We start from the raw sequence: 18343 nt of genomic DNA on the forward strand, positions 1-18343 counted from the left end.
TCATGACCTATATGTAACGCACGGCAAGAATGGTGTATTCCCGTGTCCCGCCGGGGGCGCGCACTTCAACAGGATCACCTTCGTGTTTACCGATGAGCGCGCGGGCAATGGGGGAACTGATGGATATCTTGTTTTCCTTGAGGTCGGCTTCGGCATCACCCACGATCTGGTAGGTCACCTCGTTGCCTTCCGCATCTTCCAGCTCCACAGTGGCCGCAAAAACGATTTTACCGCCGGTATTCAGTTGCTTGGGGTCAATGACCTGGGCACGGGCCAGATAATCCTCCACCTCACGGATACGTCCCTCGATAAAAGCCTGCTGCTCCTTGGCGGCGTCATATTCGGCATTTTCCGACAGGTCACCCTTGGCGCGCGCCTCGGCAATGGCTTCAATCACGGTAGGGCGGTCAACGGTTTTGAGGCGATGCAACTCGTCGCGCAGCCGCTGGGCACCAACAACAGTCATGGGAATTTTATCATTCATATCTGCCTCGTGCTGGTATTTTTCTGGTTCAGATCCTGGAGCCGGAGTACGCTGCATTCTTCCGTCATCAGAGCGTGAATGGCAGCGGCGCCCGCGGTGGCGCCAGCCAGGGTAGTGTAATAGGTCAATCCCATCTGCAGAGCAGCGCGGCGGATACTGAAAGAATCCCGCACCGACTGGCGTTCGTCCACGGTGTTGATGATGATCTGCACCTTGCCGTTCTTGATGGCATCGACGATATGGGGACGGCCTTCGGTCACCTTGTTAACCGGGGCGACTTCCAGACCTTCCTTCCGCAGGAAGGCGGCGGTGCCCCCGGTGGCGATCAGTTTGAACCCGAGTTCGGACAGGATCCGAGCGGTCGGAGTGAGTCCCTTTTTATCGGCATCGCGAACACTGAGGAAAACCGTGCCGGAGCTCGGAAAGTGCTCGCCAGCACCAACCTGCGCCTTTAGAAAAGCCTCACCAAAACTGGCGCCTATACCCATCACTTCGCCCGTAGACTTCATTTCCGGCCCCAGCAGTATATCCACGCCGGGAAATTTGATAAAGGGGAAGACCGCTTCCTTGACGCTGAAATGGGGCGGGTTGGGAATCTGTGGAATGCCCTGCGCGGCCAGAGACTTTCCGGTCATGCAGCGGGAGGCGATTTTGGCCAGGGGCCATCCCGTAGCCTTGGAGACGAAAGGTACCGTCCGTGAGGCGCGCGGGTTGACCTCCAGCACATAGATGCGCTCGTTCTGGACGGCGAACTGACAGTTCATCAGGCCCACCACCCCGAGCGCCAGGGCCAGTTCCACCGTCTGCCGCCGGATTTCATCTTGAATAGCCGGGGACAGAGAGTAGGGCGGCAGACAGCAGGCCGAGTCGCCGCTGTGGACTCCCGCCTGCTCGATGTGCTCCATGATCCCGGCCACGATCACCTGTTGCCCGCTGTCGGCGACGGCATCGACGTCCACTTCCAGTGCGTCGTTCAGGAAACGGTCCAGGAGGATGGGCTGGTCATTGGAGATGCGCACCGCTTCCACCATGTAGCGTTGCAGGTCGTCTTCCCCATAGACGATGCGCATGGCGCGACCGCCCAGCACATAAGAGGGGCGTACCACCAGCGGGTAGCCCAGCGCTCGCGCCTTGCTCAGGGCTTCCGGAGCGCTCCGGGCAATGGCGTTTTCTGGTTGCCGCAGGTCGAGGCGTTGCAAAAGCTGCTGGAAGCGCTCGCGATCCTCCGCCAGATCGATGGAATCCGGCGTGGTGCCGATGATGGGCACACCGGCGGCCTCCAGATCATTGGCGAGCTTCAGCGGTGTCTGGCCGCCAAACTGGACGATCACGCCATGCGGCTTTTCGACGGCGACGATTTCCAGGACGTCTTCCAGGGTGAGCGGCTCAAAATACAGGCGATCGGAAGTGTCATAGTCGGTGGAAACCGTTTCCGGGTTGCAGTTGACCATGATGGTCTCAAAGCCGTCCTCATGCAGGGCCATGGCCGCATGTACGCAACAGTAGTCAAACTCGATGCCCTGTCCGATCCGGTTGGGACCGCCGCCCAGGATCATGATCTTGGGTTTATCACTCGGGTCCGCCTCGCACTCCGTCTCATAGGTGGAGTAGAGATACGGAGTCGGTGAGCGGAACTCGGCGGCACAGGTGTCCACCCGTTTATAGACGGGGCGGACACCCAGCTTCTGGCGCTGTTCACGCAACTGCTGCTCGTGGCAACCCAACAGGCGGGACAGCCGCCGGTCCGAGAAACCCATGCCTTTGAGGGTGCGGAGCCGGGTACCATCGAGGCCCGCCAGGGAGAGACCGCGCAGGCTTTCCTCGGTCTGAATGATTTCGAAAATCTGCTCCAGAAACCAGGGGTCGATGCGGGTGATGCGTTGCAGGCTGTCCTGATCCCAGCCGCGCCGTATGGCGTCCGCCAGGTACCAGAGGCGATCGGCACCGGGAACCCGTAACTCCTGTTCCAGTTTTTGCAGGGTGTCCGGATCATTACCGATGAGTTTCTCATCCAGGCCATCCACACCCGTCTCCAGGCCACGCAGCGCCTTTTGCAGTGACTCCTGGAAGCTGCGGCCAATCGCCATCACTTCACCCACCGACTTCATCTGGGTAGTCAGGTGGGCATCGGCCTCGGGAAATTTCTCGAAGGCGAAGCGGGGGATTTTGGTGACCACATAATCGATGGTCGGCTCGAAACTCGCCGGTGTCGCCTGGGTGATGTCATTGCGCAGCTCATCCAGGGTGTAGCCCAGCGCGAGCTTGGCGGCAATTTTGGCGATGGGAAAGCCTGTGGCCTTGGAGGCCAGCGCCGAAGAACGCGACACCCGCGGGTTCATCTCGATGACGATCAGTCGCCCATCTTCGGGATTGACCGCGAACTGTACATTGGAGCCGCCGGTATCCACCCCGATACGCCGCAACACGGCGATGGACGCATCCCGCATGCGCTGGTATTCACGATCGGTAAGGGTCTGGGCGGGGGCCACGGTGATGGAGTCCCCGGTATGGATGCCCATGGGATCGAAGTTCTCGATAGAGCAAACGATGATACAGTTATCCGCCCGGTCGCGGACCACTTCCATCTCGAATTCCTTCCAGCCGATGATGGACTCTTCGATGAGGATTTCGTGGGTAGGACTGGCCTCCAGGCCGCGCGCCGCGATGTCCTCAAATTCCTCACGGTTGTAGGCAATGCCGCCGCCGGTGCCGCCCAGGGTGAAGGACGGCCGGACGATGACCGGAAAACCGATATCCTCCGCGATCTGGCGCGCGCCTCCCATGTCATGGCCGAAAGCAGAACGGGCCACTTCCAGGCCGATTTCTTCCATGGCCTTTTTGAAGAGACCGCGATCTTCGGCCTCACGGATGGCTTCCACGGAGGCGCCGATCAGTTTGACACCGTACTGCTCCAACACCCCCTCCCGGTGTAGGTCCAGGGCACAGTTCAGTGCGGTCTGACCGCCCATGGTGGGGAGAATGGCATCGGGGCGTTCCATGGCGATGATGCGCGCCACGGTTTGCCACTCGACGGGTTCGATATAGGTGGCGTCCGCAGTCTGCGCATCGGTCATGATGGTGGCAGGGTTGGAGTTGACCAGAATGACCCGGCAACCCTCTTCCCGCAGCGCCTTGCAGGCCTGTACGCCGGAATAATCGAATTCACAGGCCTGGCCGATGATGATGGGTCCGGCGCCGATGAGGAGGACGCTTTTGATGTCCTGATGTTTAGGCATGGTGACGGCCTCCGTACTGGTTCATGGCGTGAACGAAGTCGTCAAAAATTACACGGGCGTCATGGGGCCCGGGTCCGGCCTCAGGGTGGCCCTGAAAGGAAAATACGGGCAGCTCCCGATGCGCCATGCCCTGCAGGCTGCCGTCGAACAGTGAGGCATGGGTCGCCACCAGGCACTCTGGCAGGGTGTCCGCGTCCACCGCGAAACCGTGGTTCTGACTGGTGACCAACACCCGACCGCTGCGCAGATCTTTGACCGGATGGTTGGCACCGTGGTGTCCGAACTTCATCTTGACGGTTTTGGCGCCCAGGGCCAGTCCCAGCAACTGATGCCCCAGACAGAGTCCGAAGGTGGGAATACCCGTGGCGATGATCTGGCGCATGGCCTCTTCCGCATAGCCAAGGGCCGCCGGGTCACCGGGACCATTGGAGAAGAGTACGCCGTCCGGGCGCAGGGCGATCACCTCGGCGGCCGCGGTGCGGGCCGGCACCACCGTGATTCGACAGGCCCGATCCGCCAGCAGGCGCAGGATATTCCGTTTGGTGCCAAAGTCGTAAACCACCACATGGCGCTGTGTCCGGGTGACGGCCTGTGCGTGATAGCCCTGTTCGGGGGTGCCGCTGGCGAGATCCCAGGTGTATGCCTCCCGGCAGCCCACATCCTGCACCAGATCACGGCCGATGAGGCCTGGGAAAGCGCGCGCCGCGGCCAGGGCCTTCTCCTCGCTGGCGGTTTCTCCGACGAGGACGGCAGCGTTCTGAGCGCCGTTATCCCGCAGTCTGCGGGTGAGAGCGCGGGTGTCGATTCCCGCGATGCCCGGAATTCGATGGGTCTGCAGGAAGGCGGACAGGTCCTGGGTGCTGCGCCAACTGCTGGGTTGCCGTGGCAGATTGCGCACGACGAGAGCGGAGCAGAATACCCGGGTACCCTCCATGTCCTCCGGGTTGACTCCGGTATTGCCGATATGGGGGTAAGTGAGCGTAACGATCTGCCCCTGATACGAGGGATCGGAGAGGATCTCCTGGTAACCACTCATGGCGGTGTTAAAACAGATTTCGCCTGCTGCCAATCCGGTGGCACCAAAGCCTATACCGCGATAGATGCTGCCGTCTGCCAATGCCAAGACCGCCTGCATGCCCCACCTCGCCAACAAGAGGATGCAAAAAAAGGGAGGGGGTCCCCTCCCACGTAGATATCGCCTATTCTAAGGACCGGAACGGGTATGGTCAACGCACGGCGGCCAGACCGAGCGTGGTGGCGGCCTTCCGACGCGGGTTTCCGGGGGCATGCCATGATTAGGCTCTTGAGCAGGCATGTCCTGATGTTAGACTCGAACGCTACTTTATGATTTGACGAAGAGGTGCTTTATGGGTTGGATGCAATGGTCCGTGCTCGCCATGGGTGGCATGCTGGTACTGGCGGGGTGTGCGACGACTACGACAAACGGGATGGCGCCGCAGTCGCAAGGCATGGTGGGTAACTATCCGGCCCTTGCCGCAGCTCCATTGCCGCCTGCCCGCGTCACATCGGCACCGGTGCGCAGTGCGCCGGCCGTTGTTCCCCGCCCGGCCGCGCCTTCCGTAACACCACCCCCGGTTCGTTATTCGTCCGCAGCGCTGCCCTTGACCACCACAGCGCCAGCCCTTCCCGCCGCACCGGCTATTCCGGCAGCGCCCTCCGCGGCGCAGACCCTGAGCGGCGCCGGCACATCCTTTTCCGCTGCGTGGCAGGGGGATATGACCAAAGCACGTCAGGACAGTGCCCGGTGTGCGGCGATGTCGTCCGTCGCGCGGACGTCGTGCTGGCAGGACGTCTCCGCTTGGGCGGAGAAGCGCGCGGCACATTATCAGGCACTCAGCACCCGGGCCACAGGCGCTCAGTCCCAGCAAATGCAATCCGCAGCAAAGTTTTTCGGGGTAACCGGGGAGTGGGCCAGTGCCTGCGGTTCGATTACTTCACAGCAATGCGCCGAATCGCCACTCATCGGCAAGATGCAGCAATGGAAGGCCTCTGTAGGGCTACCGGGGGCGGCGGTGACTATACCTACGCCCTGAACACGGGGTTATTTTGTCATTGCCGCGATCGTTCGGAATATCTGCGCCACCTGGGCGGGCGCATTCGCTTGACGCTCTTCCGGTGAGGTTCTAGCATCGCTATCATGCAGATTCTGGTGAATGGTGTGGCCCGCGAGGTGCCTGAGCAGATGACGGTGCGGGCGCTGCTGGCCGAGCTGGGCTGGGCGGAGCGCCGTGTGGCCGTTGAATGCAATGGTGAAATCGTACCGCGCAGTACCCACGCCACGGCGACGCTGGCGGCCGGTGACCGCCTGGAGATCATCCAGGCGGTAGGCGGCGGCTGAGTACTCCGCACTAAATCCCTTTTTTGAGGCGAAAGACAAACACAATGCGTAAGGATCCTTTGGTGATTGCAGGGCGGGAGTACCAGTCCCGTCTGCTGGTGGGTACGGGAAAATATAAGGATTTTGCCGAGACCAGGGCGGCCATCGACGCGGCTGGCGCGGAGATCGTCACCGTGGCACTGCGCCGGATGAATCTGGGGCAGAGTAAAGACGCACCTAATCTGTTGGAGTTTCTCCCGGCGGACCGCTTTACCATCCTGCCGAACACGGCAGGATGCTACACGGCGGAGGATGCGGTGCGCACCTGCCGTTTGGCTCGGGAGCTGGGTGACTGGAAACTGGTCAAGCTGGAAGTCATCGGTGACCCTCAGACTCTATACCCGGATATGCGACAGACCTACGATGCGGCCAAAATCCTCATCGCCGAGGGCTTCGAGGTGATGGTCTACAGTGTGGATGATCCGGTGGCCTGCAAGACCTTTGCGGAGATGGGCTGTGTGGCGGTGATGCCGCTGGCGGCACCCATCGGTTCCGGTCTGGGCATTCGTAATCCTTACAATCTGCGCATCATTCTGGAGCAGGCGACAGTACCGATTCTGGTGGATGCGGGCGTGGGCACGGCGTCTGACGTGGCGGTGGCGCTGGAGCTGGGTTGTGATGGCGTTTTATTGAACACCGCCATTGCCGCAGCCAAAGACCCCATTCTCATGGCCGAGGCGATGCGGCAGGGAGTGGAGGCCGGGCGTAAGGCCTTTTTGGCGGGGCGCATGCCACGCAAGCTGTATGCCAGCGCCAGCAGCCCTGTGGATGGCCTCTTTTTTGAGTAGCAATGATGCCTTGGAATACGCGCGTACCGCCCCCCTTGACGAGGAATTTGTCGAGGCAGTGGAGCGCCTGGTCATGGGCGCAGTGCCCGGTGGCGCAGTGCCAGACTATGCGGAAGACTGGGACGAGGCGGAGCGGCTGATTGCCCGGCTGGGCGATCAGGGGGTGGGCGTACGCTTCGAATTCGTGGCGGATGAGAACGGCCAGCGCTGGCACAGCTATCTGGATTGGCAGGAGCCGGTCAGCCACGAATGGCAGTTGACCGAGGCGGAGGAGATGACGGCGGCGCAGGCGGTGACGCGGGCGGCTCTGGTCTGGTATTACCAGCAGGAGATCGCGGCGGCCAGCGCCCAGCCACCGGACGGCTGGGCCTATTTTGAGGTGGTGGAACGTCTGGGTATGGCCCGGGATATGCTGGCGCGCTCCCTGGACGATCATCCGGTGCTGGTGGAAGAGGCGGAGATGATGGCCCGTTATCAGGAGCTTCTGGAAAAATTCAACGCGCTCTATGAACTCGCCAATCAGGCGCTGGATCAACGCCTCGGCGCACCGGCGCGCAGTACCATGCACTAGGCCCGCCCTACCATGCATATCCACGTCCTCGGCGTCTGCGGGACTTTCATGGGAGGTATCGCGTTGCTGGCGCGGGCGGCGGGGCACCAAGTAACGGGTTCGGATGCACACACCTATCCCCCCATGAGTGATCTGCTGGCCCGTGAAGGGGTTATGGTCCATGAAGGCTATGATCCCGCTCAACTGGATCCTGTCCCCGACCTGGTGCTCATCGGCAACGCCCTGTCGCGAGGCAACCTCTGTGTGGAGGCCGTTCTGGACCGGCAGATACCCTATGATTCCGGTCCCGCCTGGCTGTCCCGGGAGATACTGCAAAGCCGCTGGGTACTGGCCGTGGCGGGTACCCACGGCAAGACCACGACGACCTCCATCCTGACCTGGATATTGCAGGAGGCAGGACTCGATCCGGGGTTTCTCATCGGTGGGGAGGCGCGCAATTTCGGTGTGTCGGCGCGGCTGACGGATAGCCCTTTTTTTGTGATCGAGGCGGATGAGTATGACACCGCCTTTTTCGATAAACGTTCCAAGTTCGTGCACTATCACCCGCGGACGCTGATACTCAACAATCTGGAATACGACCATGCCGATATATTTCCGGATGTAGAGGCGATCATCACCGAGTTTCACCACCTGCTGCGCACCGTACCCGGCGCGGGCGCGGTTATCGTGAATGATGGAGTACCAGCGCTGAAACGGGTGCTGGAGCGCGGTTGTTGGACGCCACTGCAACGCTTTGCCGGTACGGGTGAGTGGCAGGTGCGGCTGGACGCTGTGGATGGCAGCCGTTTTACCGTGCTGGAGCAGGACGTCGAGCGCGGGCAAGTCAGTTGGGAGATGGCCGGGTCCTTCAACGCCGATAATGCATTAGCGGCCTTGCTGGCGGCGCGGCATGCCGGGGTACCGCTAGCGGTCGGATGTGTGGCATTGCGCAACTTTCAGGGGGTGCGGCGGCGCCTGGAGCTGTGTGGACGGGCTGGTGGCGTGGCGGTGTATGACGACTTTGCCCACCACCCCACGGCCATCGCTGCCACCATCACGGCCCTGCGCGGGCGGATGGCGGGGACGGGGCGTCTGATTGCCGTGCTGGAACCACGCTCCAATACCATGAAGATGGGGGTGCACCGGCAGACGCTGGGACCAAGTTTGCAAGGCGCGGATCGAGCGTTTGTCTATGCTCCGGCAGATCTGGGTTGGGATGTGGCGGCAGCCCTGGATTCCGCCGCGCAAGTTTATGTCGATATGGACGCGCTCTTGCGGGCGCTGGACGCAGAATTGCGCCCGGGGGATCACATACTCATCATGAGCAACGGTGCCTTCGGCGGGATTCACGGACGCCTGCTCGAACGTCTCGCCCGCCGGGATGTACCGGCAGGGTCGTAATCCCGGGTTCCATCCGGGTCAAGGAGCGCTAATGGAAGATCGGCGACGGCAGGATCGGGTTTGTGTGGCGATAAGCGGCGCTTCCGGTGCCGCTTATGGATTGCGGCTGGTGGAGGTGCTCCTGACCGCCGGGGTGCGGGTCTATCTGCTGATATCGGACGCGGCGCGGGTGGTTTGCCGTGAGGAGTTGAGTCTGGATCTCCCGGATACGGCTGAGGCGGTGACCCGTTTCCTCAATGAACGGTTCGGCGCCGACCCGGACCTGTTATCGGTTTATGCCCAGGATGACTGGCTGTCTCCCGTGGCCTCCGGCTCCAATGCGGCTCAGGCCATGGTGGTCTGTCCCTGTTCCGGGGGGACACTGGCCGCCATTGCCCACGGGCTGTCCGAGAATCTGATCGAGCGCGCCGCCGATGTGATGCTGAAAGAAGGCCTGAAACTCATTCTGGTGCCCCGCGAAAGCCCCGTCTCGACGATCCATCTGGAAAATATGCTGAAGCTGGCACAGATGGGGGTATGCATTCTGCCGGCGAGCCCCGGTTTTTACCACCACCCCCAAAAAATCGAAGATTTGGTGGATTTCATCGTGGCGCGGATTCTGGACCAACTGGGGTTGCCGAACCGGATTGTGCGGCGCTGGGGAGAGTAGGGCGTTTTTCTGCGGCGCGGAGGCTGGTCAGCAGGCGTTCGCCACGTTCCCCATGGAAGAACGCACGGATGTAGGGGGAATGCACCTGTTGAACCTCTATCAGTGAACCGACCGTCAGCACCTTGCCGTCGGCCAGCACGGCGACACGATCAGCGATGGCGGCGAGGCTGTCCAGGTCGTGACTGACCATGACCACGGTAAAGCCGATATCGCCGTGGATCTGCCGGAGCAGGGCGTCAAATTCCGCGGCCGCGATAGGGTCGAGTCCGGAAGTGGGTTCGTCGAGAAAGAGAATCTCCGCTTCCATGGCCAGGGCGCGGGCGAGGGCAACCCGTTTGACCATTCCTCCCGACAACTCCGCCGGCAGTTTCCAGGCGTCGCTGGGCTTCAGGCCTACCATTTGCAACTTCAGAGCCACCAGATCGCTGATTTCGGAACGGCTGAGATATCCCCACTCCAGTAGCGGAAAGGCGATATTTTCATAAACCGTCAGGGCGCTGAACAGGGCTCCCTGTTGAAAGAGCACTCCCCAGCGCTGGCGCAGGGCAATTAGTTCGCGCAGATTGAGCGCTTGCGGATTTTCGCCAAGGATGGTCATCCGTCCTTCAGCGATGGGGACGAGGCCCATCATGGCGCGCAGCAGCGTGGTCTTACCGGTGCCACTGCCGCCGACGATGGCGAGTATCTCTCCGCAGCGAACGGTCAGATCGAGGTGCCGCTGAATCCAGTGAGTTCCGAACCGGGTGGCGATATCGGTCAGGACGATGGCGTCGGGGCGGCCCATCAGTTGGCGATTCCCGTATTGGCAAAAACCAGGGCAAGAATGGCATCGATAAGGATCACCACGGTGATGGACATGACTACGGAGTTGGTGGTTTCCCGGCTCAGGCTGGTGGTATTGGGCTTCACCTTGAGGCCATGAAAGCCCGCGATCCATGCAATGAGGACGCCGAAGAGGGCTCCTTTGACAACGCCCAGCCACAAATTGAAGCTGGGAACTACGGCGGGCATTTGTTCGATAAAGAAACGGTTGCTGATGCCGAGATCCACTTTGGCCACGAGCATGGCTCCATACAGGCCGACCATGTCGGTCCAGAGAACGAGTAGTGGCATTACCAGCGCCAGACCAATGACCTTGGGCAGAATCAGACGGCGGATCGGGGGAATACCGAAAGTGCGCAGGGCGTCCAGTTCTTCGGTTACGCACATGCCGCCGATTTGCGCGGTGAACGCCGAGCCGGAACGCCCCGAGAGAATGATCGCGGTGATCAGCGGGCCAAACTCACGCAGTATGCTCAGGCCGGCAATATTGATGATGTAAATGTTAGCGCCATATTGGGCAAGCGTCGAGGCCGACTGAAAGGAAATCACCACGCCGATGAGGAAGCCGATCAGGGTGAGGATGGGCAATGAGTTCGGCCCGGTATTGACGATGGTGGCGGAGATTTCGCGCCAGGGAAAACTTCGGGGGTGGCGCAGGCCACGCCCGAACTCCAGCAGCAGAGCGCCCATGAGCAGAAAAAGTCCCCAGAGGTCGCGTCCGGTTTCGATCAGGAAGGCGCCGAGCTGGTCGAGAAAATGCCAGGGATGCCGGGGCCGTGCCGTGATGGGCTGGATGTCCGCCAGACGGGCGAAGATGTTGTGATGCTGGTCGGCCATCCGGATGTTTTTGGGCAGATGATTGCCCCATGCCTGCCAAAGCAGGAGGGCCCCGGCGCTGTCGAGGACCTCGACCGCCGAGAGATCCCAGCATATTTCCGGGGCGATGTTCCGCAGCGCCGCTTCCTGTGCCGCGAATCTCCCGCCGAGGCGCCGCAATGTCCAGCGCCCGCTGAGGCGCAGCGTTCGATCATCGCACTCCCATCGCGGTTGGTGCGCGCTGATTTTAGCGGTGTGTGGGTCTGGGCTTTTCTCGGTCATTCCCTGGGTTATACTCGACGACTGACGTTTGCAGGAGTGCTCGGATGGCCATTGTCGCACGAAGTTCCCGCATCACCCAACGGTTTCGCTGCTGGGCCGCACTGCTGGTCGCGCTGCCGCTCAGCGCCTGCGGTGCCTTCCCTGCCTACCAGCCGGAGGTGCAGTTGCTGAGTATTCAGCCCGAAACGGTAGGTCTGGTCGCGCAGACTTTTATGCTGTCGCTCAAGGTCAGCAACCCCAATGACAGTGCGCTCCGTGCCAAGGCGGGAGAGGCGCGTCTGTATGTGCAGGATCGGCAGGTGGCTTACGGATTGCTGGACAAGCCGATCGTTGTACCCGCCTATGGTAGCGCCACGGTGAGTATCCCGGTCACAGGCAATTTTCTGCCATTGCTGGGGGATCTCGGCAGTGTCAGCGCCGGGGCGGGACTCCCCTATACCGTCAAAGGTTATCTGGTGACCGGCATGTTCGATATGCGGGTACCTTTTACCGTCACTGGTGCTTTGCATCTGCCGCTGTCGCCGAGCCCCAGCGCAGTTTTGCCTTGAGGGGGAGGTGATCGGAGAGCGGTTCGGTGACGGTTTCAATCATCGTGAATTCCAGGTCAGGGCTACAGAGGATGTGATCGAAGGAAAAGCGCGGTGACCAGCTGGGAAAGGTAGGTGGGCTCCAGGGCGGCGCCTGCAGGCCACTTTCATTGAGGAGTATGCGCATTTCCGGGGAACGCGCCGTGCAGTTCAGGTCGCCCATGAGAATGAGATTTGGGCGTCCGCGCAGGCGTTGGGCGAGATCGCGTATCTGACCGAGGCGCGCATGACGGCTGAGGCCGAGGTGGGTGATGATCACTGTCAGGGATCTTCCACCGGCGTTGATCCGGTTTTCCAGCATGCCGCGCCCTTTCATGAAGCTGGGCAGGGAATGCGCGATGGTCTCTTCGATCGGCCAGCGGGAGAGAATGCCGTTGCTATGCTGGGCAAAGTCGCCAAAGTCGCGGGTACGTTGTTGCGCCCAGTAAGGGAAATGGGCTCGGTCAGCGAGAAAACCCGCCTGATTGACATACTGGCTGCGAAAAGAGCCGGCATCGACCTCGTTGAGTCCGGCGATGTCGGTTCCCTCCAGAACCGCGGCGATCCGCTCCAGGTTGCGCAGACTCTGGCCATGCGGCATCACGTACTTCCAGCCGTGCAGAAACATGTGCCGGGCGCGGTGGGAGCCGATACCCACCTGGATGTTGAAGGACGTCACAGAAAACTCTGAGGTCTCAGTCATGGTCGAGTTCGATATCGAGTTCCTGCCAGGGGGCGCCATCCCCCGTGCGGGTGAAGGCGCGCAGGAGGATCACCCCTTTGGTATCCGCTGCGAGTAATATCTGATAGGGCGTGTCGATGGGGACGATATCCGCGATCGGCGCGGCGGCATGGGCGTAATGTGCGAAAGATGTTTCGCCACGGGACTGGATCAACGCGGACGCTGCGGCAAAGTCCGCCGGTGGGCAGGGATAGACGGAGACGGGCATGTCGGCGGTAGCGCCGATAAGTCCTTCGCCAACACCGGATTGCAGGTCGGCGAGCAAGGCGTTGGCCAGGGTGCGTGGCAGTTTCAGGCGCCTCATGCGCAGACGCCGCAGGCCGGGTCGCGGCGCAGGGCGATCTGCCGCCACTGCCAGCTTTGCGCATCCACCAGCAGGAGTTGTCCGGCCAGCGGGGAATGGCCGGTGCATAGCAGGCGGATGGCTTCTGCCGCCTGCATGCTGCCAAGTACCCCGAGGAGTGGGCCAAGGACGCCGCTGCGTGAGCAGGTATCTTCGGTATCCTCTACGCCGTCCGGGTAGAGACAGGCATAGCAGGCGCTTTCCGATACACGAAAATCAAAGACGGCGAGTTGCCCTTCCCAACGGATGGCCGCGGCACTGACCAAAGGTTTACCAGCATTACGGCAGGCGCGGTTGATGGCGTGCCTGCTGCCGAAGTTGTCGGTGCAATCCAGTACCACATCGTGGGTGTCCAGTGCCGCGGCAAGAGACTCGGGTTGCGCTGATTCCACCCAGGCGCTGACCCGAATCTGCTGGTTCATGGCGCGCAGTCGATCGCGTGCGGCCAACGCTTTGAGGCGTCCCAGGTCGGCCTCGCCATAGAGAATCTGGCGTTGCAGATTGCTGAGATCGACCTGATCTCCATCGCAGAGGGTCAGGTTGCCGACGCCCGCGGCCGCGAGATACTGGGCGGCCGGGCAGCCCAGGCCGCCCATGCCGATGATCAGCACCCGGCTGGCCGCCAGCGCCTGTTGTCCGGCAATGTCGATTTCCGGCAAAAGAATCTGGCGCGCATAACGCAGCAGTGCAGCGTCGTCGAGGGTATCAGTCATGGTTCGGGATGATGCGCATCCAGTGTGGCGCTCCGGAAACGGTTGTTGCGGCGGCAGGGCGCTTTCATTGAGCATGCATTCAGTGTAGCAACGCGGAAGAATTTGCTCCAGTTACGCAATGCTTCGCCGATGGCCTCATTGACCCAGCGCCAGACGGCCGCCATAGCCGGTGAGTTCCAGATATCCCCTCCCTACGGTCTGTCGGCCGGTCACGGCGCGCACGGCCCCTTCCCAGTAGACGGTGCCGCTGCTGCGGCTGGCGTCGAATTCCTGATTGTCCATGAGCGGGACGATAGCGAAATGCAGGTTTCCCACCTGCATCTGCCAGCGCACGGGGTAGCGTATACCGGTTTGCGGCGACCGCCACCAATCGGAGGGCTGCATGCGGATGTCTTTGGCCGGAATGTAGTGTACCTGGCCCTGCGCATTGCGCTCTGTACCTGCCAGCCAGAAGGGCGCACCGTCGGCGCGGCGCATCATGAAGACCATGAGGGCACCGCCATTCTTCAGATTGACCCCCAGCCAATCCCAACCGACAGCCTGTTTGGGCAGGTACGCCGCCGACCATTCGTGATCCAGCCACGCCTCCCCGCTGACGGGCTCACGCCGTCCTTTAATGTCCACCGTCCCGCTGACCTTCAGATGTGGAAGACTGTAGTAGTAGCTGGCATTCTTCGGGTCTGGACCCTTCCGGCTGATGCCCTGGAGACCTTCGAGCAGCACGGGTTGGGTTGGCGTGAATCGCAGTCGATAACGGATTTTTCTGCCGTTGATATGTGTTTCGTAAGCCTGCCCCTGCTGGCGCAGATACCAATGGCGAATCCAGACATCGGTATGGTCTCGATCCGCCCCTGCCAACCCGAGACCCGCGCGCGCCGTCCGTTGCGCGGTGAGCAGATGCCCGATGCGCGGATCGCTCAGCGCCGCTTCGGCAAAAAGCAGTTCACCGGGATTGAAGGCGCTGGGGTTCGCCCAGACTTCAGCGGGCCGGACCCGGAAAAAGGTGATCTGAAATCCCAGCTGTTTTCCCGATGCGTTATGCAGCCAGCCCGTTACATACCACCATTCAATGGGGAAATTCGGGTGACTGCCCAGGGCGTTGGGGAATTGCATGGGGTACTGCGGGGTGACCTTCACATCCGGGGTGGGCTGTAAAGGCAGGGGTGTCCCCGGCAGACCGGATTCGGCCTGCACTGGTCCACAGAGCCCGCAGCACAGTACCAGAAGACCAGAATATATCCCTTTACGCGGTAATCCAGACCAGAAATGACTAATCATCGCGCAGCACTGCGGAGGTATGCCGGACCGCCCGCCGTCCAGCCAGCACCATGGTGGCCGTGCTCGCCAGCCAGAGGATAGCGCTCAGGGTCAGTAATAGGCGCCAGGATGGATGAAAGCCCATGTGCCAATGGAAAGACTGGGGATTGACTACCTCGATCAGGATGATGCTGATGGCCATCCCCAGTGCGCCGCCGATGAATATTCCGAGTAGCGAAAGGACGCTGCCCTCGGCAAAAAGCAAGGTGAGCAGGTCCCGCCGCCGCAGACCCAGATGCCGGAGCATGGCAAATTCGCTGCGGCGCATGAGCGTCTGCGCCCCGAAGCCGCTGCTCACCCCCAGTAGCCCAATCACCATGGCGACAGCCTCCAGTGCATAGGTGGCGATAAAGCTCTGGTTGAATATCTGTAGGCTCTTGCTGCGAATTTCTTTGGGAGTCGCGATCAGTAATTGACCACCATCGGGCAATGTCTGCCGCAACTTGCGGATGGCAGCCGGTATCGCAGTGCCGGGACGCAGCCAAAGGGCGACGCCATTGACCGCATCGTCTCCGGACCATGTACGGTATTGCTGAATGGGTATAGACACTGAACCCTCCTGATAGGCGTAATCCCGATAGATGCCGGCGATGATCACCGTCCGCTCCTGCCCACCCAGCGGCAGATGGATCACCTGTCCTGTCCGCCAGCCACTGATACCTGCCAGAATCTCCGAAATCCACACCGGCGGTGGCTGTTGTGGCCCGACCTTGATCGCATGGAGCATCTGCAATTCCCGCTCCGGATCGCTGATGTTCATGCCCCGCGCGAGAAGCGTCACCGGCGGGTGCCCCGGCAACAAATTCAGAGTGACCCGCCGCAGAGGCGAGCAGGCGCGGACGTCGGGCAGTGCGCAAAGCTGGTGCGCCGCGCCATGGGGGAGGAGTGAGTCTCTATTCATCCCGGCCTGCACATAGAGATCCGCGCGTAAAATGTCGGTCAACCAGTTGGCGACGGAGTCACGGAATGAACCTACCATCACCGCCATGGCCACGACCAGACTAAAGGCCACTACCACTGCAGCCAGGCTTTGCGCCGCCCGCCCCGGTGCGCCCCGCAGTTGTGCCAGGGCCAGACGCCAGACCGGTGCATGGGGCAGGGGAAAGAGCCTGGTCAGTGCGCGCAGGAGCGGTGCCAGTAAAAAGAGCAGGGCAAAGAGCAGGCAGGCTACCGCGCCGTAAGCTAGATAGGGAATGCCGTGGATGGCCGGCGCCAACGACCCGGCCAAGGCCAGTCCCAAGAGCAGCAGACCTACCCAGGGATGCTGGTGCTGCTGATGGGCCTGCTCTTCAGAGCCGGCTCGCAACGCCAGGGCGGGGATCGCCCGGCTGGTTTCCCAAGCCGGTAATAAGGCGCCGGTCAGCGCCGCTCCCAGGCCCGCCACGAAAAAGATCAGCAGGAGTCCCGGATGCCATTGCAAGTGCAAAGCCGTGGCACGGAAATATCCTGCTCCGAGGTCGCCACCCATGTGTGCCAGGGCCAGCCAAGCCGCCAGCACGCCCAGCGGCAGACCCAGCAGCGCGCCCGGCAGACCCAACGTCGCACCCTGCAACAATACGGCCAGTACGACTTCCCGACGGCGCAGGCCCAGGACCCGCAACAGGGCCAGTTGCTGCCGTTGCCGCACTACCCCCATGGCCAGGGTGGAATAGACGAGAAAAGCTCCGGTAAACAGCGCTACCAGCGATAGTACCAGCAGGTTCACGCGATAGGCGCGCGAAGCATCCGCAGCCACGTGTCCCTGCTGCGCCGGGCTTTGTAACACAGCGCCGACCGGCAAATGCCCCTGCCATCGCGCGAGAAAATGCGCGACGGGTATTCCGGGGTCCAGACGCAGGTCGACCTGATTGAGGGTGCCGATCCTTCCCCACAGCCACTGTACTGCCGCAATATCCATGACGCCGAATGCTTCGCTGCTGCCCACACCCGGCAGTTCGCCGATGATTCGCAGTGTGCGTGGCTGTCCGTCCGCGTCGAGCGTCAGCGTATCCCCTACCCGCAGGCCGAGATTCGTCAGTGCCGCCGGGCTCAGGGCAATGTGGTCGGGGGTCAGCAGGGCAAGCGGGCTATGCAGATGGAAAGGTAGCAGCGGTTGTCCCATGCGCGCCGCCTGGAAGGCGTCAATGCCGAGAATGGGGAGCATGCCCTTCCGGGCAGGATGCAGTACCTGCGCCTGCAAGCGGATTTCCGGAGTAGCCACGGCTACATCTCTGGCCATACTCAGGCGCACATACCATTGTTCGGAAAAACCCTGTCCCGGCGCCGTCAGGGTCAGATCGGCCTGCCCCGACAGACGTCGCAGCCCGGCAGAAAAATCGCTTACGGCCTGGATGTTGATGAGGGCAATGGCCAGTCCCAGCGCGACCCCCAGCGCAATGCCGATGATCGCCAGCACGCTCGCCCCCGGCCTCTGGCGGAGGGGGCGCCATACGGCCGCTTGCCATGGAATCCGGGTGATCACAGGGGATGGAAGCCCTGCGCGTCGAAACGCAGTCGGCGTTGCGCCCAGTCTGCCGCAGTCGCCGAATGGGTCACCAGCACAATAGCCGCCGCCTCTGCTTCTCCCACCTCACGCAGGAGGCTGAGCACGGTTTCCGCAGATTCGGCATCGAGGCTCCCCGTCGGTTCGTCCGCCAGGATCAGCGACGGGCGATGTACTACCGCACGCGCTACCGCAACCCGCTGCATCTCGCCGCCAGAAAGCTCCCGTGGCCAGGCATTCAGGTGACTGCCGATGCCGAGCCGTTCTACCAGAGTTTTAACCCGCCGATTCATGTCGCGCCGGGGCAGGCCGTTCAGTCGCCAGGGCAGGGCGATGTTTTCCTCTACGGTCAATTGCGGGATCAGATGGAAGGCCTGAAACACAAAACCCATGTACCGCCGCCGCAGGAGCGTACGTGCATCGTCATCCAGGGTGTCGAGCGATTGCCCCTTGAAAGTCATGTGTCCCGCATCGGGGCGATCCAGGCCGGCAATAATATGGAGCAGGGTGCTTTTGCCAACGCCGCTTTCCCCCATGACGGCTACAAAGTCTGCTGGTGCTAGGTGGAGGCTCGCATTGCGGAATAACCAGCGCTGCGGGTCTCCGGGAAGTCGTTTTGCCAGATTGTTCAGAACCAGAAGTGCCGTCACGCCATCCTTTCCAAGTTTTGCCCAACGCAGATGGTTTACCATACGCCAAGCCCGCAACGGCGACTATACCGGTCTTCAGGACAAGGGCGGTGCATCGGGTTTTG

The 18343-nt window shown here is 61.7% G+C and carries 18 protein-coding genes; 7 read left to right on the plus strand and 11 right to left on the minus strand.

What is annotated here, in order from left to right; genetic code table 11:
* Positions 1 to 7: 7 nt before the first annotated feature.
* The 3 genes from greA to carA are packed head-to-tail and all read right to left on the minus strand — an operon-like array spanning position 8 to position 4855.
* The gene (greA, locus tag AFERRID_RS09355; protein ID WP_113527118.1) at positions 8 to 484 is read right to left on the minus strand and encodes a transcription elongation factor GreA; all 477 of its coding nucleotides are present in this window, start codon (positions 482 to 484) and stop codon (positions 8 to 10) included.
* On the minus strand, positions 481 to 3720 hold the full coding sequence (carB, locus tag AFERRID_RS09360; RefSeq protein WP_126605017.1) for a carbamoyl-phosphate synthase large subunit: 3240 nt from the start codon (positions 3718 to 3720) through the stop codon (positions 481 to 483). The genes greA and carB overlap by 4 nt, the downstream gene beginning before the upstream one ends.
* Positions 3713 to 4855, minus strand: coding sequence for a glutamine-hydrolyzing carbamoyl-phosphate synthase small subunit (carA, locus tag AFERRID_RS09365; protein WP_113527116.1), 1143 nt, complete (start codon positions 4853 to 4855; stop codon positions 3713 to 3715). The genes carB and carA overlap by 8 nt, the downstream gene beginning before the upstream one ends.
* Before the next feature lie 232 nt (positions 4856 to 5087).
* Between carA and AFERRID_RS09370 the strand changes: the two genes are divergently transcribed.
* From AFERRID_RS09370 to AFERRID_RS09395, 6 genes are all read left to right on the plus strand, one after another.
* The gene (locus AFERRID_RS09370) at positions 5088 to 5774 is read left to right on the plus strand and encodes a hypothetical protein (RefSeq protein WP_126605018.1); all 687 of its coding nucleotides are present in this window, start codon (positions 5088 to 5090) and stop codon (positions 5772 to 5774) included.
* Positions 5775 to 5878: 104 nt separating this feature from the next.
* Positions 5879 to 6079 carry a sulfur carrier protein ThiS gene (gene thiS, locus AFERRID_RS09375; RefSeq protein ID WP_126605020.1) on the plus strand — a complete coding sequence of 67 codons (201 nt, stop codon included), beginning with the start codon at positions 5879 to 5881 and terminating at the stop codon, positions 6077 to 6079.
* 44 nt (positions 6080 to 6123) lie between these two features.
* Positions 6124 to 6906: a thiazole synthase gene (locus AFERRID_RS09380; protein WP_113527113.1), complete on the plus strand. Its 783-nt coding sequence runs from the start codon at positions 6124 to 6126 to the stop codon at positions 6904 to 6906.
* Positions 6899 to 7477, plus strand: a complete 579-nt coding sequence (locus AFERRID_RS09385; protein ID WP_225981948.1) for a hypothetical protein — start codon at positions 6899 to 6901, stop codon at positions 7475 to 7477. Before AFERRID_RS09380 ends, AFERRID_RS09385 begins: the two co-directional genes overlap by 8 nt.
* Before the next feature lie 12 nt (positions 7478 to 7489).
* Positions 7490 to 8857 (plus strand): UDP-N-acetylmuramate:L-alanyl-gamma-D-glutamyl-meso-diaminopimelate ligase, encoded by a 1368-nt coding sequence (gene mpl / locus AFERRID_RS09390; RefSeq protein WP_126605022.1) that lies wholly within the window; start codon positions 7490 to 7492, stop codon positions 8855 to 8857.
* A gap of 31 nt (positions 8858 to 8888) precedes the next feature.
* Positions 8889 to 9506 carry a flavin prenyltransferase UbiX gene (locus AFERRID_RS09395; RefSeq protein ID WP_113527110.1) on the plus strand — a complete coding sequence of 206 codons (618 nt, stop codon included), beginning with the start codon at positions 8889 to 8891 and terminating at the stop codon, positions 9504 to 9506.
* On the opposite strand, the gene AFERRID_RS09400 is transcribed toward AFERRID_RS09395, so the two are convergent.
* Together AFERRID_RS09400 and AFERRID_RS09405 are read right to left on the minus strand one after the other, a co-directional pair.
* Positions 9439 to 10290: an ABC transporter ATP-binding protein gene (locus tag AFERRID_RS09400; RefSeq protein WP_126605024.1), complete on the minus strand. Its 852-nt coding sequence runs from the start codon at positions 10288 to 10290 to the stop codon at positions 9439 to 9441. The two genes, AFERRID_RS09395 and AFERRID_RS09400, sit on opposite strands and share 68 nt — an antisense overlap.
* Positions 10290 to 11426, minus strand: coding sequence for an ABC transporter permease (locus tag AFERRID_RS09405; RefSeq protein WP_113527108.1), 1137 nt, complete (start codon positions 11424 to 11426; stop codon positions 10290 to 10292). The genes AFERRID_RS09400 and AFERRID_RS09405 overlap by 1 nt, the downstream gene beginning before the upstream one ends.
* A 44-nt stretch (positions 11427 to 11470) precedes the next feature.
* Between AFERRID_RS09405 and AFERRID_RS09410 the strand changes: the two genes are divergently transcribed.
* Positions 11471 to 11974: an LEA type 2 family protein gene (locus tag AFERRID_RS09410; RefSeq protein ID WP_126605026.1), complete on the plus strand. Its 504-nt coding sequence runs from the start codon at positions 11471 to 11473 to the stop codon at positions 11972 to 11974.
* On the opposite strand, the gene AFERRID_RS09415 is transcribed toward AFERRID_RS09410, so the two are convergent.
* The 6 genes from AFERRID_RS09415 to AFERRID_RS09440 form a co-directional block, all read right to left on the minus strand.
* Positions 11919 to 12695 (minus strand): endonuclease/exonuclease/phosphatase family protein, encoded by a 777-nt coding sequence (locus AFERRID_RS09415; RefSeq protein ID WP_113527106.1) that lies wholly within the window; start codon positions 12693 to 12695, stop codon positions 11919 to 11921. The two genes, AFERRID_RS09410 and AFERRID_RS09415, sit on opposite strands and share 56 nt — an antisense overlap.
* Complete coding sequence (locus AFERRID_RS09420) at positions 12688 to 13038, minus strand: hypothetical protein (protein ID WP_126605028.1); 351 nt, start codon at positions 13036 to 13038, stop codon at positions 12688 to 12690. Before AFERRID_RS09420 ends, AFERRID_RS09415 begins: the two co-directional genes overlap by 8 nt.
* The gene (locus AFERRID_RS09425) at positions 13035 to 13790 is read right to left on the minus strand and encodes a HesA/MoeB/ThiF family protein (RefSeq protein WP_126605030.1); all 756 of its coding nucleotides are present in this window, start codon (positions 13788 to 13790) and stop codon (positions 13035 to 13037) included. The genes AFERRID_RS09420 and AFERRID_RS09425 overlap by 4 nt, the downstream gene beginning before the upstream one ends.
* A 135-nt stretch (positions 13791 to 13925) precedes the next feature.
* Positions 13926 to 15068, minus strand: a complete 1143-nt coding sequence (locus AFERRID_RS09430) for a lipocalin-like domain-containing protein (RefSeq protein ID WP_126605032.1) — start codon at positions 15066 to 15068, stop codon at positions 13926 to 13928.
* The gene (locus AFERRID_RS09435) at positions 15061 to 17502 is read right to left on the minus strand and encodes an ABC transporter permease (RefSeq protein ID WP_232027474.1); all 2442 of its coding nucleotides are present in this window, start codon (positions 17500 to 17502) and stop codon (positions 15061 to 15063) included. Before AFERRID_RS09435 ends, AFERRID_RS09430 begins: the two co-directional genes overlap by 8 nt.
* A 62-nt stretch (positions 17503 to 17564) precedes the next feature.
* Positions 17565 to 18281, minus strand: a complete 717-nt coding sequence (locus AFERRID_RS09440) for an ABC transporter ATP-binding protein (RefSeq protein WP_113527101.1) — start codon at positions 18279 to 18281, stop codon at positions 17565 to 17567.
* Positions 18282 to 18343: the final 62 nt, after the last annotated feature.

Source organism: Acidithiobacillus ferridurans (genome assembly GCF_003966655.1).
GTDB lineage: Bacteria > Pseudomonadota > Gammaproteobacteria > Acidithiobacillales > Acidithiobacillaceae > Acidithiobacillus > Acidithiobacillus ferridurans.

Bases quoted from the DNA above. Each gene is read 5' to 3' on its own strand.
- greA (WP_113527118.1), bottom strand. From the start codon at position 484: ATGAATGATAAAATTCCCATGACTGTTGTTGGTGCCCAGCGGCTGCGC.
- carB (WP_126605017.1), bottom strand. From the start codon at position 3,720: ATGCCTAAACATCAGGACATCAAAAGCGTCCTCCTCATCGGCGCCGGA.
- carA (WP_113527116.1), bottom strand. From the start codon at position 4,855: ATGCAGGCGGTCTTGGCATTGGCAGACGGCAGCATCTATCGCGGTATA.
- AFERRID_RS09370 (WP_126605018.1), top strand. From the start codon at position 5,088: ATGGGTTGGATGCAATGGTCCGTGCTCGCCATGGGTGGCATGCTGGTA.
- thiS (WP_126605020.1), top strand. From the start codon at position 5,879: ATGCAGATTCTGGTGAATGGTGTGGCCCGCGAGGTGCCTGAGCAGATG.
- AFERRID_RS09380 (WP_113527113.1), top strand. From the start codon at position 6,124: ATGCGTAAGGATCCTTTGGTGATTGCAGGGCGGGAGTACCAGTCCCGT.
- mpl (WP_126605022.1), top strand. From the start codon at position 7,490: ATGCATATCCACGTCCTCGGCGTCTGCGGGACTTTCATGGGAGGTATC.
- AFERRID_RS09395 (WP_113527110.1), top strand. From the start codon at position 8,889: ATGGAAGATCGGCGACGGCAGGATCGGGTTTGTGTGGCGATAAGCGGC.
- AFERRID_RS09400 (WP_126605024.1), bottom strand. From the start codon at position 10,290: ATGGGCCGCCCCGACGCCATCGTCCTGACCGATATCGCCACCCGGTTC.
- AFERRID_RS09405 (WP_113527108.1), bottom strand. From the start codon at position 11,426: ATGACCGAGAAAAGCCCAGACCCACACACCGCTAAAATCAGCGCGCAC.
- AFERRID_RS09410 (WP_126605026.1), top strand. From the start codon at position 11,471: ATGGCCATTGTCGCACGAAGTTCCCGCATCACCCAACGGTTTCGCTGC.
- AFERRID_RS09415 (WP_113527106.1), bottom strand. From the start codon at position 12,695: ATGACTGAGACCTCAGAGTTTTCTGTGACGTCCTTCAACATCCAGGTG.
- AFERRID_RS09420 (WP_126605028.1), bottom strand. From the start codon at position 13,038: ATGAGGCGCCTGAAACTGCCACGCACCCTGGCCAACGCCTTGCTCGCC.
- AFERRID_RS09425 (WP_126605030.1), bottom strand. From the start codon at position 13,790: ATGACTGATACCCTCGACGACGCTGCACTGCTGCGTTATGCGCGCCAG.
- AFERRID_RS09430 (WP_126605032.1), bottom strand. From the start codon at position 15,068: ATGATTAGTCATTTCTGGTCTGGATTACCGCGTAAAGGGATATATTCT.
- AFERRID_RS09440 (WP_113527101.1), bottom strand. From the start codon at position 18,281: ATGGTAAACCATCTGCGTTGGGCAAAACTTGGAAAGGATGGCGTGACG.